Raw genomic sequence first — 14,691 nt, forward strand, 5'->3', positions numbered from 1 at the left:
ATTTAGCGGTAAGGCAACCCTTGAGGCGGGTTAACCCTGCCAAATACAAAATTGATTCCAACCCTAACATTGGCGTTGGTGAATGCCAGCGGGTCAATTGCCGGGTACAGATTATCGGCTACAACAAATATCTGCAAAGGCCCTGGTTTTATTACAAGACCTACACCCAAATTGGGCATGGATCTTTGGTAAATTGATGCTGTACCTACTAGCTGGAAAAACCGTCCAATCCCCTGTGAGAATCCTAGCGTGATTGAAGGGTAAAGTCTTTTATTGTAAAAGGCAGCAAATGTAAGCCCAAGGGTAGTTCTTCGGGTTATATCGTAAGTTGCTGAGAAGTTGAACTTAGGGTTAAGCCAGGTAGTGTAGGAAACAGCAATGGTATCGCGGGTAAAATCATCTTCCATCTTTTGCAGCAGCGAGTCAACATTCACCTCGTTTCCTCTTAGGAAATCGCCTAGTATATCTAAGCCCTCAAATTTTGTTTGACCCTTTAGGGTGTATGTTTCCACCTCGTTCTTCCACTTTATGAAACCAATGTCGTAAAACGAGAATGAGAGTTTCATTTTTTCATCGTATTTGTAGGTAGCCCCACCGTTAATGGAAAACCCTTTGTTTGCAAAGCCTGAGAGTTTATTGGTTACCCAAGTCCCATCAACATTATCGAAACTAATATCGCCTTCGGCATCTTTGGGAATTCCCGATGTGCGCAACTGGCCATCGGCTGCAGCCGTGTGGGCATACATAGCAGTATCAATATCAATTTTCAGACTCTTAGGGTTAAAGTTGATGTTTGCCAATCCCTGCAACAAGCTAATCCTTCCGGCAAAAGTCCAACCAGGCAAGTCCTTAAGGTACCCTACTGTGTACTCGTTATAAACCGATATGTCAGTTTTTAGGTTCGATAAATCCAAGGTTGAGCCAACAAACTGCTTATTCCCCTCAATGGCTAAGCTAAAAAGTTCACGTGGGTACTGGAGTGTTGCAGTTGCGTTCTGGCGCATGGCAAACCAGGTAAAGGACGATTTTCCTTTAACACGTATATGAAAGATATCAACGTTTTCCCCAACATAGATTAAATTCTTATCGTTCATATCGCCCAATAGGCTATTAAGGTTAACGTACATCGTATCGTTCCGATAGTTCAGGAAACTCTTTGGCTGAAAACCATTGCTTATGGCTTGACCAAACACGCTAAATCCCATGCTAAAGGTATGCTCAGGCATTGTGGTGGGATTTACAAAAGATGCCTGAAACACATTACGCATGTATGGCAGCGTTACCTCGGGCTGGGCTTTTGCCAGCAGTGAGGTAAATAGAATGAATGTGAAAAAAATATATCGTTTCATCGGAGTCATAAATTTCAGAATACTAGTTATTTAAATCCACATTACCTTCGAGCTCAACGCTAAACATCGTTTCAAGGGTATTGGTTGATTCCACAACTACGTTTTGGTGTGTGTTTCCCCCGGTTTGCATTCGGGCCTGTATAACCAATTTGGTTGCATTCTTCATTTGATCGTACTTGCTTTTGTTGATATCAATGAATGCCCAATTAGTTGTAGGAGCTGATGTTTTGCCTGTTGTGAGATTTACTTCTGAACTTTTAACCAGCATCAGCTCTGAAGCCTCGTCGTAAAGCTGGGTTAGTAATGTGTTAGCATCGTCCAAAAAGTATCCCTGAATGTAAATGTTAAAAGGAATGCTATTGATAAACTTAAACTTCAACCTTATTTTAAGAGCATCATCGTTTACAAGCTTTAAATCCTCTTCCAAATCGGGTAGTTCCACTTCCACGGTATCACTAATCTGTAAATTATCAACCCATCCAGCAAGGGGAAATTCAATCTCGTTTATCATTCTTAGGGTTGAAGTTTTGCGAACAAAGTAGTCGTGATTGGTAGTGGCATCACCCACGGTTACCGTTGGACTGATTAGTATCTCATTTGGTGCAATGGCCAGAAAATCTTCGAGATTTGAATTGTTATGGTCAACGTATTTTGAGTCAACCTCAGGCTGCTGTTGGGTTAGTGAGGTTAAATACTTAATACTATTGGGCTGAGCTAGAAGCAACGACCCAGTTGGTGGTACTCCCTCATTTACAAGGCTAACCTGTTGACTGGTGTTAGTGTTTGTGGCATCAAAGTTAACAGTGCTGAATGCAAGAGGAATACCAAATAAATTCTCAAAGGTCATGGTAAGTTTTGGTTCGGAAAGGAAAAAGTCGGCGTCAATCGACGAGCTAAAAGCATCGAGGGTAAGGTTGATGTCGTTCAAGGGAAATGTCTCATTTAGCTTACCCTGTAAGTAATCAAAATCTAATCCTGTAAGGGAAACCTGGATGTTAGCATCATCTGATACAGTAATAGGATTACCCAACGAATGAATGGTCAATTCAACCTCCACTGTAAGGGTATTATATAGGGAACCACTGGTAAGATCTAATGAGTAATCCTTAATATCTTGGTTGTTGATGTATGTCTGGCCGGGAAGAGTAGTATTCATGGCAAAAGCTAAAGTGTCCCCTAATTGGTCGCGTATGGAAGGGAACCGGATCATTGCGCTAATGCTGTTCTGGAAGTTATTGGTTATTACCATGTTTATATTTCCGGCCGATAGCTTTACTAACTTTACTTCAGCCCCAGCAATGCTATTGTATGTTTCAGTGTATTTCTTTTTAAATGGCCCCCATATTTCTCCTGCAGGCACAGGAACACCTGGCACTTCACCTGCATCAAGCTGATACTGCTTGGTAAAGTTGAAATCCGGAAACGAATACCTATCGGCTGCGTTAAACAAATCCATAGTATCCCTGAATGCTATAAAAAACCTGGTATCGCCAGGTTTGGTAAATATTATTGTATTAGCATCCTCTCGCTCAACAATATCGTTGAACGAAATGGTTGATTTAACCACCGGGACAACCATTTTAGGTGAAATGGGTTCAACCTTGATGTTATCGAACTGCGAAAAATCGTAACACCCTTCCAGTCCAGTCAAACCAACAATAAACAGTGATTTTAATAGTAATTTACTAGTTTTCATATTCCCCTTTTTTACTTCAATCAATGTTAATAATTCCTCTTTAAAAGACTGCTCAAGTTACGAATAATACTAATACGAGTCAAACTATTCTTAACTAATCCATAATACTGTTAGACTTTGAATTAATTCATCATGCTTAACGAGGTATAGCGTATAGTGAGCGATAAAAGCATATTGTTTTACCCAATAAAAAAAGAGGGGGATAAAATCCCCCTCCCGTTTGCAACTATAATAAAGATTTTAGTAGAAATTGTACCTTTTGTCAATTACGCCAGCATTGTTCTTTAAGGCCTCAAATACCTCATAGTATGAACGGGATTGATACATGTTTGCAATCCTAAACTTTTCGGCATTGGCATCGCCCTCCTCCTTAACCGATGAGGTAACAGTAAGCACAAATACTCCATTATTACCCTTAATCGGCCCTGCAAGTTTCCCTTCAGAAGACACTGAAGCAACACCAATTACTGCAGGTTCAATACCAGCATAAGGTAGAGTTAATGAGCTGAACGTAACATTCTCAGCTTTTTCAACATTTGCGCCTATAGCCTGAGCTACAGCATATATATCGGTTTTGCCGCTCATGGCTTTCTTAACCTTTTCCATCAGGAGGTCGGCCTTCTTTTCGCGAATAACACGAACTTTAACATCGGCTGCAACCTGCTTGAGCGGAGCAATACCCTCTTCGCGGACAGCTGCGAGGGCAGCCACAACATAATTGTCGCCAAACTGCATTACGTCTGAAACATCGCCTTTCTTGGCGCGAAAAGCCCAACGTATTAACTCCCGGGGTTGCTCTAACCCAGCAATACTCCTGTCGTTCTGCAATAGATTGTTTGCTACGCGACGGGTATACTTGTTCTGATCAGCAGCAGCTGCAAATTTCTCGTAATCACGGTTATTCCCTGCAAAGGCTGCAGCTTTATTGTAAACCTGCGATGTTGTATAAGAGCTAGGAACAATTTTGCGTTCAAGGGTGGCAATTTGTACTTTCTTTTCCTCCTTGCCCCTATCAACAACCTGAAGTACATGGAAACCTAACTGGGTTTCAACAACCTTAATCTCACCCTTTTTGCTGCTAAACGATGCATTATCGAACTCGGGAACCATCATGCCGCTTGGGAACCAGCCTAAATCACCGCCCTTGTCCTTTGATCCGGGATCGTCGGAAAATTTAGCTGCTAGCTGATCCCAATTACCTCCACGTTTTAATACGTTCATAATACTGTCGGCTTTAGCCTTAGCCTGTTCACGCTCCTCAGCAGATTGACTTCTCAAACCTATAAGTATGTGGCGAGCCTTTACGCTATCGGGCATCATTTTAACATCAACCAACCTCGAGGCCTTGAAACTATCTCCATCGCGATAGATATTCAGTAAACTTCCAACAGCGCTAGCGAATGCCCAAGCACGAACATTTTCAGGCAATTCCGAGGCCTTGTAGTACTTGGAATCGAACTTTGAGTCAGAGTTTAGGGTAACATACTGAGCGGGATCGGAAGCGCCAATAAAATCGGGCAAAGCCTTTTGGATCCATGCCTCAGCATCGTTCACATCGGCTTCCGATGGAAGAATGGGGAACACAACGTACTCAATATCGCGCGATGCTGTTTGCTTGTATTCGTTCTGGTGCGATTTGTAGTATGCCTTTATATCGCTATTGGAAACATTAACCAACGAATCAGAAATTGACTGGTACGAAGCAACAGCATAGTCAAAGTTAACCTTGCTGGTTCGGTCGTTAACAGCTCGTTTGGTTTGTAGTGAGGTAACACCTAAACCCTTACGAACCAGAGTTAGGTACTTGTTGAACAAGCGGTCTTTCTGAATTTCATTCTCAATGAATAACCAGTAGGCTTTAGCCCTTGGGTCTCTATCCAAATTCTGTAGAAAGTTTGTAAGAAACGCTTTGTTTACCTCGCCGGTTTGAGGATCGCCAAACTGTTGCCTGATAAATGGGTGTATATTCCGCCCTTGGACCATATCAAAAAGTTCGTCCTCATGAATATCTAGCCCTAAACGCTTATATTCGGGTTGGAGAATATTAGCCCTAAGCAAATCCTGCCATACCTGTTCACGAATTTGAAGCATTTGCTGCTCGTTCAGCGATGATTGTTGCGAGAAAAGCTTCTGTAAATTCTCATTTTCGCTAACCCTAGCCTGATACTCCTCGTAGGATATGGAACTGCCAGCTATCTCGGCAATTTCCATTTGTGAGCGATTAAAGAACACTCCTCCCGATGTAATAAAATCGCCAAGTATAAAGGCAAAAAGAGCCAATCCAATTACTACAGAAACCAATACGCCTGCACGGTTTCTAATTCTTTCAAGTGTTGCCATCTACAAGTATATTTTAAGGTACAATAATATTTTTCGAGCCACGAATATAGTAATTTTCAACAATAAGCAGTTTAACTGCTTGATAATTTTTTAACAACCGTTAAAAACCAGTAGTAGCCTAGTCAATAACCAACCGAACCAGGTCGATTCGCGTTTTATTCACCCTTAGAATTTTAAAGTCAAAGTTTTGGATTTTTAACGAATCGCCAGGTTTTGGTAAACTCTGGTAGTGATGAAGAATGAATCCGGCTATAGTCTCATACTCGTCCGATTCAGGAATACTAAGCCCATAAACCTCATTGACGTGCGACACCTCAACCCGTCCTGAGAGAATGTATTCCTTATCTGAAAGTTTTTTCTCAACTAGCTCGTTTAAATCGTGCTCATCGTCAATTTCACCAAAAATTTCTTCAATGATATCCTCAATGGTAACCAAACCCGAGGTTCCTCCAAACTCATCTACCACAATAGCCATACTTTTATGGGCCTTAATGAAGTGAGTGAGCAACTCATTGGCCTTCATGGTTTCAGGGAAGAAATCGACATCAATAATACACTCCTTTATGGAGTTGGGTTTTAGGAAAAGCGATTTTGAGTTGGCATAACCAATGATGTTGTCGATTGAGCCGCGATATACCGGGATACGTGAATACATAGTTTCAGCAAATAGCTTTTTAAGCTGCTCTACGGAATCGTCTATGTCAATTGCTTCAATATCAGTACGGGGAATCATGCAATCGCGAATCCGTACCTCAGAAAAATCGAGTGCTTTTTGAAAGTATTTCAGTTCCTGCTCATCGCCACTATCGTCAGCTGAGGTGGCCTGTTCCACAAGATGGTCTAGGTCAACCTTACTGAAAATTCGTTGTTCCTCCACACTATTTATTTTCATCCTAAAAGCCAAACGAATGATCCAGTACGAAAGCCAGGAAACAAATTTACTAACCGGATAGAACAGTACGTAAAAAATAAATAGAGGTATTGCAAAAAAATTCAGTAAGGCATTGGCGTACTGACGAAATATTGATTTTGGAAGGAACTCACCTGTTAGTAATATTACCAATGTTGCAATAAGCGTTTGGGTAAGCAAAAGCAACATGGGAAACTGATTTAACGGTCCAAGTAGTGGCGTTAAAACATTTGCCGTTACAATACCATAAATTACGAGGGTGATGTTGTTGCCTACCAGCATGGTGGCAATAAACTGCTCCTTGTTCCGGTAAAAGATATCGAGAATTCGAGAGGTTAAACGGCCATGCTTCCGTTCCAGCTCAAAGCGTAACTTATTTGATGATAGAAAAGCTATCTCAACACCCGAAAAGAAAGCCGAAAACAAAATAGCAACCGCTATTACCAGTAACTGTGTTCCCATCTTTTACTGTTGGTTCTCCATTTTCTTTCGCCTGCTTCGTCGCAAAAAATACATAAGTAAAGCAACTAAAGCCATTACAAAAAACATGTAGCTGTTGCTAAATCCAGTTTTGTAGGTAGCCCAAATTCCCATACCCAAGCAAAATAGAGCAAGGGCAAGCCAGATTAACTCTAGGATAAATGCCAACTTATTCATGTAAAAAAGTATGTATGGTTTACAATATGTAAAGGTACAAAAAAAGGATTGTATGTCAATACAACCCTTAAATGCTTTAAACGATTTAATTATTGCTGGTCAACCTCAAACTCGCCATCGTAGGGCTCTTTAACTTCCCAGTTATCAAAATTCTCATCGGCAATCATTCCCTTTCCATATATAATGCCACTAACGCTATTAATTTTAACATTAACGTTAGTATAAATGATGCGTTTATTCTGATCCCAGTAAAGTTCTTCCGTGTAAAGCTGTTCGCCCTTCCTGTTTTTAGCCACTACGTTGTTCTTTGCCTGCCAAAGCAATTTCTTTTCGTAGTAAATGGCATAGTTTGCGGTAAGGCTCGACTCCTGCTTTAACTCATTATCGTAAGTGTAAACCGTTATCCCTTTGGGAAACTCGGTGTAGGGCTCATCGGCAAACTGGTAGTAAACCGTTTCGGGGGCTATTACTTTTAAAACCACTTTTCCCCCCTCAGTGTAAACTACCTCTGAATTATAGGCAGTAACACCGGGTGTGGTTTTGATATCGGAAAGGTAAACTATTGCCTCAGAATCACCCTTACAAGAAACGAGAAATAAAGAAGTAGCCCCCACCAGGGTGAGGACTACTATATTCTTTAATACCTTTTTGTTTAACCTAATCATTTTTACTTTCTATCCCTTACAGTTGTACGCTCATTAATCCAGCATCCTACTGTGTATGAATCGCCAACCTTTAAATCGTAGAAGAAGATGTCCTCTTTTGAGGGGTAGTACTGGCTGTAAGTGTTTATAAGGTTATCCATCGCATCGGTAAGTTCAGGATCAACCTGCTTTGCCTTAATGTATTTATCCACTGCAGCCCAGTAAACGGTCTTCTTTTCAAAATCGTTGCTACCACAGTTGCGCTCGCTGGCATAAATATCGCCAATCAGCTTATATGCTTTACCCATGTTGGGATTTTCCTCAATGGCCTTTAATGCAATTTCTCTGGCTTTGGGCAAATTCTTAAGTTCAGTGAAAGTGAGCAGTGCGAGTTCATAGTAAATGTTGGCTCTCTTTTCTACAGCCGACTCAAGGTTAATTGCCTCATTGTAGTACTTTTCTGCCTCCCGTGCATTCTTTGCTTCGTACTGCAGCCTGGCAATATCAAGGGCTAAATCAGCATTTGGTTCACTCTTAAAAATTTGTATGCTTGCATTTAAGTATAGTGGGTGGCTAGTGCACCTATTTGCCGACATCAGCGAGCGAATTTTTTTGCAAAGGTTTACATCCTCTGGAGTTGCCTTAAAACGGGGCTCAAAAAGAGCAATAATGTTATCGCAGTTAGCTACACCCATGCCTGCAAAAATAGCATCAATTCCATCCTTAGCCTGTTTTGCTTTATCATCGTTGGGGTTGGCTGTTGCCTGAGCATCAATATAGTCGCTCACCTGTGAGTAAAGTTCAATTACCTGATCGGCAGTCAACTTTTGGTTATCGTACATAACCTTTGCAATTGAAACATATGCAAAGAGTGTTGATGGGTTTGAATTAGCCTTTTCAATGCTAATAGCCTCCTTGGCAATGTTAAAGGCCTCCTCGTAACGGTCCGGCGCAAGGGTAAATAGGTCTTCAGCCTTCTGGCCAAGCACCATACCCTTTTTATTAAAATGGGTAATTCGGAGGTCGTAAATCATCATCAGTGAGTCAACTAAGGCCTTCTTCTGGGCAGGATCAGCAACCTCCTCGTAACGTGCTTTTAATAGCCTTACTCCTCTAATGTATGTGTTAATACTGGCTGCGGGACAAATCCTAATAACATTCTGCCAAGGTTTATAGGCATCCTTATAGTTGTTATGCTTGTAGAATGTCCCGTAAAGCGATAGGTTTTTAGCACATTCTTTCCGGGTTTCCTCATCGGGCCCATACTTTGGATTCTCAAGGTACGACTGTGCAATAGCGGAAGTGCTTACAGTAACAAGTAAAACACCTGCAAATAACCTAATGTAACTTCTGAACTTCATGGCTTCTGGTTTTATTTGGACATTAAACTTTAGTTGTATTTCCGTTTAAAGAACCAGGGGTAGTCATAGAATGTAAGGCTTACATTCAATGCCCCAAAGGTCTCTTTTATTAAGTAGTTTTCATCAGTTCCCCTTTTTCCAACCTCAAATGAGACATTTACCTTGGTTTTTCCCTTTAACGGTAAACCTGCTCCAAATGTTATGCCAAAATCATTTATTTGTTTTCCACCCACTATCAGGTTCGATTTATTGGAGAAAAACCCAGCCCGGTAGCTCACTTTCTTAGCATAGCTTTTTAAATCCATTCTGTTTGGGGTAAATTCAACTCCAAATCGAACCGATTCCATTTTTGCCATGGGTGTGTTTACATTGAAAGGGGTGGTTTTTGACCAATCCTGAGTAAAGTATTCACCCATAATAGTTAGCTTATCCTTATAAGTAAATGCTAAACCAGCATTCACGCTCCAGGGCAATTCAAGTTTCGATTGCCTATCGGGATGAGGGTAAAGTGTGTCGAGTAAGTTGCTTTCAAGGGTTGCAAACCATTTCTGGGTCATATTAATGTTTTTCCCAAGCTGGTAGGTTCCCCCAAGTGTAATATTTGTATTGTTTTCCTTATCGAGAACAAGTGAATACTGTACTCCAAAGTTAAAGTTGATATCGCTTACCTGAAAGCTGGATCGAATATACCCGTTGGTGTAAGGATTGTAGCTAAGAGGGAATTCTATGTCGTTATTATAATCAAGGCTACCGAAATAGTATAACATGTTAAACCCAACCGCTAAGTTTTTAACCGGACTTACCCCCATACCAACAAATGCTTGGTTAATCCCTCCTCTGCCGGTATGGTAGTACTTTATCCTTCCAATGGTACTCAGGATGTAGGGATCGGTCTCGAAACGGAGTAACCTGTACCCTACAAAGCTGTATGGCGTTAAACCCGCAGCAAATCCTATCCGTTTGGTTATAGGGAACGATATAGCAATATGATGAATGCCACCTGCACTATTACGCGATGTTTGTGGATTAAGATACTGGTCATAACCTGTAAAACCGCTCGTGTTGGTTTCTAAACCAAAGTCAAACAGGAACGACATGCTATCCCTTTGGGCGTAGGATGCAGGGTTGTTGAAATTAATAACGGTCTCGCTCCTATAGGGTTGTGATACACCTCCCATTGAACGGTTTTGGGTAAACCCTGGCTGACTCAAAACTCCAATACCATACCGTGAGTATGGCGAATAAGTGTTGAGGTTCTGTGCTCCTGCAAATTCTGAAAGGCTTAACAGCCCTGCCAAAATCAAAAAACGTTGAAATGCTATTCTATACATTGAATTCAAGTATTCTGTTTAAACCTATTACCATTAAAAATGGGTTCACAAATATGCTATTTTTTAACATATTAGCCAAGAAATTTGCATCGCCACCTGTTAAAACCACAGCACAACCCTCATAAATTGAGTTAATTTTTCCGACATAACCCTCAATTTCCAGAACAGTTCCATTAATTACTCCGGAACTAATACATTCAACCGTTGATGTTCCAACAATATCAACAATTTTAAAGTGCTCAATTAACGGTAACTTAGCAGTATAGTCGTTAAGTGCCTTAAATCGTAAACGCAACCCAGGCGATATGGCGCCTCCCTTGTATATCCCTTCACCAGTAACCAAATCGTAGGTTATGGCTGTTCCAGCATCAATTACTAAAACGTTCTGGTTCGGGAAAAGGTAATTTGCGCCAACCGCCAGCGCAAGCCTGTCGAAACCCAAGGTTTCGGGGGTAGAGTATTCGTTTTTTAGGGGGATATTAGTATTTGCACCGGCAATATGTACAGGCAAGTTTTGCCTTAACCATACCAAGGTGTTTACGGGTATTTTACCAACAGCCGAAACAATGCATTTCTCGGGCTTAAAATCATTAATGATTGGCATTAAATCGTCAATATCAAGCTCATGAAAACTCTGGAAAAATCTTACTTCCTTTCCATCGGCTATGGCAACCTTGCTTAAAGTATTTCCTATATCAATAATTAGGTTCATAATCTGCTTTAAATTACTAACGGACATTATCGAGCATTTGTTGTAGAATATCAATAGCCTTACCTACTCCTTTTACGTCCTTAATGGTTAAAATGAGCTTTTCGTTACCCTCTTTCATGGAAAAAATTCCTGGGTTACGCAAAATATAGTTAATGATTCGTTCAAAGGTAGATGTTCTGTAAAACGGCGATAGCTGATTGGTAATAAAGTAGGCGTGAGCTTTACCGTTTTTGAGAATAATCTTTTCTATTCCCAATTCTACAGCTATCCATCGTAACCTCACAATGCTCATCAACTCAATAACAGGATCGGGAATTGGGCCAAACCTATCGCGAAGCTCGCTGGTAAATACTTCAAGTTCCTTTGGGTTTTTAATGGAATCAAGTTCTCTGTAGAGTTTTATTCGCTCGGCAGTATTTGAAACGTAGTAATCGGGGATTAAAACCTCAAGGTCAGTTTCAACCTGACAATCGGTATTGCTACCTACCCATTTATCGGTTCTAGTTTCAGCCTGTTGGGTTGAAAATAGATCACGAAAGTCGGTTTCCTTTAGCTCCTGAATTGCCTCATCGAGTATTCGCTGGTAGGTTTCGTAACCAATTTCTGAGATAAAACCGCTCTGTTCAGCACCAAGTAGGTTTCCAGCACCTCTAATATCCAAATCCTGCATGGCAATGCTGAAACCGCTTCCCAGCTCTGAGAACTCCTCAATGGCTTTTAACCTCCGCCTCGCTTCAGGTGTTAGCGATTCGAGCGGAGGGGCCAACAGGTAGCAAAAAGCCTTTTTGTTTGAACGGCCTACCCTTCCGCGTAGCTGATGCAAATCGCTTAGCCCAAACATGTGGGCATTATTTATTATAATGGTGTTAGCATTTGGAATATCGAGCCCTGACTCAATGATAGCTGTTGAGATAAGCACATCGTAATCGCCATTTATAAAATCGAGCATAATGCTTTCAAGCTTCGATGGCTCCATTTGGCCGTGAGCAACGGCAGTTCTAATTTTGGGTACTATCTTGTGCAGCATTATCTGCACCTCACCAATGTTTTGAACTCGGTTATGTACAAAAAACACCTGCCCTCCCCTGGAAACCTCATATTCAATTGCTTCCTTTATTATTGCTGTGTTAAAAACATGCAACTCGGTTTGAATGGGATACCTATTAGGTGGGGGGGTGTTGATTATCGACAGGTCCCGGGCTCCCAACAGTGAGAATTGCAAAGTTCGCGGAATAGGTGTTGCCGTTAAGGTTAAAGTATCGACATTCAGCTTGAACTGCCTTATTTTTTCCTTTGCGGCTACGCCAAACTTTTGCTCCTCATCAACAATAAGTAACCCTAAATCTTTAAAATTAGATGCTTCCTTAAGTATGGAATGCGTACCAATAAGTATATCAATTTTACCTTCTTTTAATCGTTGCCTAATTTCACGCTGCTGGGCGGCAGATTTCATCCTGCTAATAAACTCAACATTGCAGGGAAACCCATTGAGTCTGGATGTAAAGGTTCTGTAATGCTGTAATGCTAGTATGGTAGTTGGCACCAGTACGGCCACCTGCTTGCTATCGGCAACTGCTTTGAATGCGGCTCTAATAGCCACCTCGGTTTTACCAAAACCAACATCGCCACACACAAGCCTATCCATTGGGCGTTCGTCCTCCATGTCAAGCTTAACGGCCTGGGTTGCTTTCTGCTGGTCAGGGGTATCCTCGTATATAAATGAGGCCTCAAGCTCCTGCTGCATGTAGGTATCGGGCGAGAAAGCAAAACCCTTCTGAGCCTTTCGCTTGGCATAAAGCGCAATAAGGTCCTTTGCAATATCCTTTATTTTGCTCTTGGTGCGCTGTTTCAACTTTTGCCAAGCCCCCGACCCTAGCTTGTAAACCTTTGGTGGTTCAGCATCCTTACCGCGATACTTGGATATTTTATGGAGATTATGAATGTTTACAAGCAATGTGTCGTTATCCTGATAGATAAGCCGAATTGCCTCCTGTAGTCTTCCATTTACCTCGGTTTTTACCAAACCTCCAAAAACTCCAATTCCATGATCGATGTGTACCACATAATCGCCCGGTTGCAGGTTTACCAGTTCCTGCATGGTGAGCGCATCGCGACGGGTAAATTCGTGTTTTAAACGGAACTTATGGTAACGGTCAAAGATTTGGTGATCGGTGTAGAGGCAAATCCTCAAACTGTGGTCAACAAAACCCTCCGCAATGCTCTCGTTAATTAGCTCAAAGTGCAGGTCGGGCTTTATGGAATGTAAAATGTTGTTGAGCCTATCGAGCTGAGCCTGATTCTCGGACAGCAGATAAACCCTGTAACCATTTAAATTTTTTTGCTCTATATCATCGGCCAGCAGCTCAAAGTTTTTTGAGAATGCAGGCTGAGGTGAGGTTGAAAATTCAATGTTTTGGCGTACCGTTGAGGGTGGCCTTAAACCAAAGTAAACTATCCGATGGTTCTGAAGTGAGGTAATAAACTCCTTGCCAGAAGCATATCCCGCTTGAGCCTTAAAATCAATCTGTAATGCTATCTCGTTTAGCTGGTTTATCCTTTCAAGCACCAGCTCAGGGTTCTTAACCCACACCGTTGTATTCTCTGGTAACTCATCGGTTAAGATAGCACCTTCAGCTTGCTCCTTTTCCTGTAGGTTAGGAATTATTGAAATGGTTTGATGTAAGTCGCGTGAGAGCTGATCCTCCACGTCAAAGGTTCGTATGGACTCAACCTCATCACCAAAAAAATCGATACGGTAAGGCATTGCCGACGAGTACGAGAAAACATCAACAATGCTTCCTCTTATGGCAAACTGACCCGGTTCATAAACGAAATCGGTTCGTTCAAAACCATACTCAAAAAGAACCTCAGTAATGAAATTGGTTGATATCCTTTCGCCTTTCGATATTGTTAAAGTATTCTCCTTCAGAATATTCCTAAGGGGGATTTTTTCAAAAAGCGCATCGCTATAGGTTACTATTACCGTTTTTTGGTTTTCACCCTCACCCATTTGCCGCAAGAGGTTCAAGACATCGGTGCGTTGGATTATGGCCTCAGAAAGAATCTGATTGAACTGTATTGACCTTTTGTACGAGGATGGAAAAAAGAATACCTTATCCATTCCAAGCAATGTGGAAAGATCGGAGAATGCATATGCGGCCTCCTCTTTCTCGTTAAAAACCAGAATAGTAGGCTTTTCAGAGGAGCCCTGTAGTGCAGCAACAATAAAACTTAAGGAAGAACCCGATAATCCCTTTACAAAACAAGCCCTCTCGGAGAACTTGAATTTTTGTTCCGATACTGAGAAATAACCTTGTAATATTGATTCTAGATTTCCTATGTTGTGCAATGTAAAATTTTTGCAAAGATATATAATGTGCCAATCAAACCGTAAAGTAATAATCCTAAAACAAATCCCTCAGCCTGAGAACTAAATTGTTTAATCGCTTATTTTATAAGATGTATTTCGCTTAACCAACCTCAATAGCAAAGGAATAACATTCCCTAATATGATTTTTAATGACGATTCAATGTCGTTTAGTTAACAAAAATATTCATGCCTGTCATCCTGAGCGGCCTGTCCCGCACTAGCGGGGAGCGAAGGATCTCTAACCGACCCCATGAGATGTTTCGCTTGCGCTCAACAAGACAAAGTGAGTGAGGGAACCAATGATGTTGTCATCCCGAGCGT

10 protein-coding genes are annotated in these 14,691 nt (G+C 41.4%); all 10 read right to left on the reverse strand.

Annotated features, from left to right (window positions below):
- Nucleotides 1–2 precede the first annotated feature (2 nt).
- The 10 genes from AB6811_RS01930 to mfd all read right to left on the reverse strand — a co-directional run bounded on the left by AB6811_RS01930 (nucleotide 3) and on the right by mfd (nucleotide 14,349).
- On the reverse strand, nucleotides 3–1,349 hold the full coding sequence (locus AB6811_RS01930) for a DUF5723 family protein (protein WP_369488527.1): 1,347 nt from the start codon (nucleotides 1,347–1,349) through the stop codon (nucleotides 3–5).
- A 22-nt stretch (nucleotides 1,350–1,371) separates the two neighbouring features.
- Nucleotides 1,372–3,045 carry a hypothetical protein gene (locus tag AB6811_RS01935; RefSeq protein WP_369488528.1) on the reverse strand — a complete coding sequence of 558 codons (1,674 nt, stop codon included), beginning with the start codon at nucleotides 3,043–3,045 and terminating at the stop codon, nucleotides 1,372–1,374.
- Nucleotides 3,046–3,285: 240 nt separating this feature from the next.
- Nucleotides 3,286–5,385: a peptidylprolyl isomerase gene (locus AB6811_RS01940; protein ID WP_369488529.1), complete on the reverse strand. Its 2,100-nt coding sequence runs from the start codon at nucleotides 5,383–5,385 to the stop codon at nucleotides 3,286–3,288.
- A 118-nt stretch (nucleotides 5,386–5,503) separates the two neighbouring features.
- Entirely contained in the window at nucleotides 5,504–6,757 is a 1,254-nt protein-coding gene (locus AB6811_RS01945; RefSeq protein WP_369488530.1) for a hemolysin family protein, read from the reverse strand.
- A 3-nt stretch (nucleotides 6,758–6,760) separates the two neighbouring features.
- Entirely contained in the window at nucleotides 6,761–6,952 is a 192-nt protein-coding gene (locus AB6811_RS01950; protein ID WP_369488531.1) for an LPXTG cell wall anchor domain-containing protein, read from the reverse strand.
- Nucleotides 6,953–7,041: 89 nt separating this feature from the next.
- Nucleotides 7,042–7,617 (reverse strand): LPS export ABC transporter periplasmic protein LptC, encoded by a 576-nt coding sequence (lptC, locus tag AB6811_RS01955; protein ID WP_369488532.1) that lies wholly within the window; start codon nucleotides 7,615–7,617, stop codon nucleotides 7,042–7,044.
- Nucleotides 7,618–7,619: 2 nt separating this feature from the next.
- Nucleotides 7,620–8,957 carry a tetratricopeptide repeat protein gene (locus AB6811_RS01960; protein WP_369488533.1) on the reverse strand — a complete coding sequence of 446 codons (1,338 nt, stop codon included), beginning with the start codon at nucleotides 8,955–8,957 and terminating at the stop codon, nucleotides 7,620–7,622.
- A gap of 29 nt (nucleotides 8,958–8,986) precedes the next feature.
- Nucleotides 8,987–10,288: a BamG family beta-barrel-assembly machinery protein gene (gene bamG / locus AB6811_RS01965; protein WP_369488534.1), complete on the reverse strand. Its 1,302-nt coding sequence runs from the start codon at nucleotides 10,286–10,288 to the stop codon at nucleotides 8,987–8,989.
- Nucleotides 10,281–11,000, reverse strand: a complete 720-nt coding sequence (locus AB6811_RS01970) for a type III pantothenate kinase (protein ID WP_369488535.1) — start codon at nucleotides 10,998–11,000, stop codon at nucleotides 10,281–10,283. Before AB6811_RS01970 ends, bamG begins: the two co-directional genes overlap by 8 nt.
- Before the next feature lie 16 nt (nucleotides 11,001–11,016).
- Nucleotides 11,017–14,349, reverse strand: a complete 3,333-nt coding sequence (mfd, locus tag AB6811_RS01975; protein WP_369488537.1) for a transcription-repair coupling factor — start codon at nucleotides 14,347–14,349, stop codon at nucleotides 11,017–11,019.
- Between the last annotated feature and the right edge of the window lie 342 nt (nucleotides 14,350–14,691).

Origin of the sequence: Tenuifilum sp. 4138str (genome assembly GCF_041102575.1) — a bacterium.
GTDB classification, from domain to species: Bacteria; Bacteroidota; Bacteroidia; order Bacteroidales; family Tenuifilaceae; genus Tenuifilum; species Tenuifilum osseticum.

What these genes read in the sequence shown, in the direction of transcription:
- AB6811_RS01930 (WP_369488527.1), bottom strand. Translation starts at nt 1,349, where the DNA reads ATGAAACGATATATTTTTTTCACATTCATTCTATTTACCTCACTGCTG.
- AB6811_RS01935 (WP_369488528.1), bottom strand. Translation starts at nt 3,045, where the DNA reads ATGAAAACTAGTAAATTACTATTAAAATCACTGTTTATTGTTGGTTTG.
- AB6811_RS01940 (WP_369488529.1), bottom strand. Translation starts at nt 5,385, where the DNA reads ATGGCAACACTTGAAAGAATTAGAAACCGTGCAGGCGTATTGGTTTCT.
- AB6811_RS01945 (WP_369488530.1), bottom strand. Translation starts at nt 6,757, where the DNA reads ATGGGAACACAGTTACTGGTAATAGCGGTTGCTATTTTGTTTTCGGCT.
- AB6811_RS01950 (WP_369488531.1), bottom strand. Translation starts at nt 6,952, where the DNA reads ATGAATAAGTTGGCATTTATCCTAGAGTTAATCTGGCTTGCCCTTGCT.
- lptC (WP_369488532.1), bottom strand. Translation starts at nt 7,617, where the DNA reads ATGATTAGGTTAAACAAAAAGGTATTAAAGAATATAGTAGTCCTCACC.
- AB6811_RS01960 (WP_369488533.1), bottom strand. Translation starts at nt 8,957, where the DNA reads ATGAAGTTCAGAAGTTACATTAGGTTATTTGCAGGTGTTTTACTTGTT.
- bamG (WP_369488534.1), bottom strand. Translation starts at nt 10,288, where the DNA reads ATGTATAGAATAGCATTTCAACGTTTTTTGATTTTGGCAGGGCTGTTA.
- AB6811_RS01970 (WP_369488535.1), bottom strand. Translation starts at nt 11,000, where the DNA reads ATGAACCTAATTATTGATATAGGAAATACTTTAAGCAAGGTTGCCATA.